This window comes from Mesorhizobium sp. M2A.F.Ca.ET.039.01.1.1, assembly GCF_003998035.1.
Classification (GTDB): Bacteria; Pseudomonadota; Alphaproteobacteria; order Rhizobiales; family Rhizobiaceae; genus Mesorhizobium.
In genome coordinates this window covers 1-1,806 of the sequence record NZ_RZRY01000999.1, presented here as the reverse complement: position 1 = coordinate 1,806, position 1,806 = coordinate 1, and the positions used below count along the sequence as shown (strand labels likewise).

The window sequence follows — 1,806 nt, the reverse complement described above, 5'->3', positions numbered from 1 at the left end:
GCCCGTCAGCTCATCTGGCGGACGGCGCGCGAACGGGCGAGGTTGCAGGCCTCGCGCCCGTGCTGCTCGATTTCTTCCAGCGTGAAGCTGGTGTGCTCGAACAGCGCGTCCTTGGTGACGGCGATGCCGTTCATGCCAAGTTCGAGAACGCGGTCAGCCATGCGCTCGACAAGCGATTTCTCGACCAAAGCAGCCTTGGCCGGCTTCGGCATAGTTTCGTGAAGTTCGTAACGGATCATAGTTCTGTCTCCGCTCGCGGGATGCGAGTGGGGGCAGAAGTTATCGGTAAAAAAACCGACAGTCAATCATGATCGGTAAAAAAACCGCACAAGCGCGGTGCGAAAACCGCTATGAGACTTTTCGATCTTCCAAGGGCAATTCGTCCATACCGGCAGTCTCGGCCTCGATCTTGGCCCGACGCCGAGAGGCGGCGGCGCGTTCCTTTGCTTCGATACGTCGGATCTGTCCCGCCCGAACGGTCAGGTAGATTTCGCCAACCCATTCAAGCTCGACGTCCTCGATCGTCCTGGCGTTCCAGCTTTCCAGATTGAAGTGGCGCCTGCTGGCGCCGCGCATGAGGCGCTTGAGATATCGGTGACCGCTGGAAGTGCGCACGGCGACTTCTTCTCCGAGCAGGCTTTCGGGCGCGCGCTGCGCTTCCTTGTAGACAAGGACAACGTCACCATCGTCATAGCGCGGCATCATTGAATCGCCTTTGACGCCCAGGGCTATGATGTCATCTGGCACAGCAAACGGGACGTCGACCGTGAACAGGCCTTCCGGGGGAACCTGCTCGAAATCCGGCTCGATCTGCGCTCCGGCACCGATGTAGCCGACGCCCTTTACAGTCGACCAGCCGGTTTCGCCCTCGCCGATTCCGCTGAGCAGATATTCCGCCGTCGTTTCCAGAATCGGCGCGAGCTTGCTCAAGGTGCGAATCGAGGCGCCGCGCTCGGTATTACCGCGCTCGACGTCGCGGCGCATGTTCCGGATCGCATCAGCGCTCAAGCCGGCGCGCTTGGCAGCACCGGACTCCGAAAGCCCAACGATTTCAAGGCGCTCGTTGATACGCCGCAGGACGTCTTCCAACATTCCGGTATTTTTACCGAAATTGGCCATATGTGCATTCGGTAAGAAAACCGTTGACAATATCGGTAATTTAACCGAACTTGCCGCGCCATGATCGAAATTGCTCATCTTCTGTGCCTCGCCAATGCCTACCAGCGCGCGACCGCGTTGGAGGATGTTACGTTGAGCCATCGCGTTTTCGGCGACAGCAAAAAGCTTGCTGCTCTGCGCTCTGGCGCGGACATAACGGTCACGCGTTTCAACAACGCAATCATCTGGTTTTCCGCGAACTGGCCGGCCGATCTGGAATGGCCGCAGCAGGTTTTCAGGCCTCTGCCGGAGGCCGCATGAGTCTGCTCGCTTCCGCCAGCTTCAATGGGCGGCTCGTGCCGCGTGAAGTCGGCACCGCCGATTACGAGTTTCCCGCGCCGGCTTCCCAAGAGCCTGACCGCGCGCTTGCCGCCGAGGCTCCGGACCTCCGCGCCTCGGCGGCATTTTCGCATTCCACCGAATCCTGTCCGGGTGCCCCGGTCTTTGCCGCCGCGCAGGATAAGACCGCGTCCGCCGCCACCCCCGGCGGCGCGGTCGCTCTTTCCGAAGCCTCTCGCTTCATCCTGTCGCTGATCGCCGCCCATGAGGGCCGCTCGACAAGCGACATCCTGGCCGAGCTTGTCGCCGCCGCCGCCGACGCGATCGGGATTTCCGCGCTGCTGGCGCGCGGCGCCGACGACATTGGAG

The 1,806-nt window shown here is 61.4% G+C and carries 4 protein-coding genes; 2 read left to right on the top strand and 2 right to left on the bottom strand.

Features of this window, described 5'->3' with window-relative positions:
* Positions 1 to 5 precede the first annotated feature (5 nt).
* Both EOA24_RS36580 and EOA24_RS36575 read right to left on the bottom strand, forming a co-directional pair.
* A complete protein-coding gene (locus EOA24_RS36580) occupies positions 6 to 239 on the bottom strand; it encodes a hypothetical protein (protein WP_127410745.1) in 234 nt (77 codons plus the stop codon).
* Positions 240 to 348: 109 nt separating this feature from the next.
* The gene (locus EOA24_RS36575) at positions 349 to 1,197 is read right to left on the bottom strand and encodes a LexA family transcriptional regulator (RefSeq protein ID WP_245501945.1); all 849 of its coding nucleotides are present in this window, start codon (positions 1,195 to 1,197) and stop codon (positions 349 to 351) included.
* Between EOA24_RS36575 and EOA24_RS36570 the strand changes: the two genes are divergently transcribed.
* Together EOA24_RS36570 and EOA24_RS36565 are read left to right on the top strand one after the other, a co-directional pair.
* Positions 1,180 to 1,419, top strand: coding sequence for a hypothetical protein (locus tag EOA24_RS36570; protein ID WP_127410744.1), 240 nt, complete (start codon positions 1,180 to 1,182; stop codon positions 1,417 to 1,419). The two genes, EOA24_RS36575 and EOA24_RS36570, sit on opposite strands and share 18 nt — an antisense overlap.
* Positions 1,416 to 1,806 (top strand): hypothetical protein (locus EOA24_RS36565; RefSeq protein ID WP_133374833.1); only part of this gene is annotated, 391 nt, incomplete at its 3' end. The genes EOA24_RS36570 and EOA24_RS36565, both read left to right, overlap by 4 nt.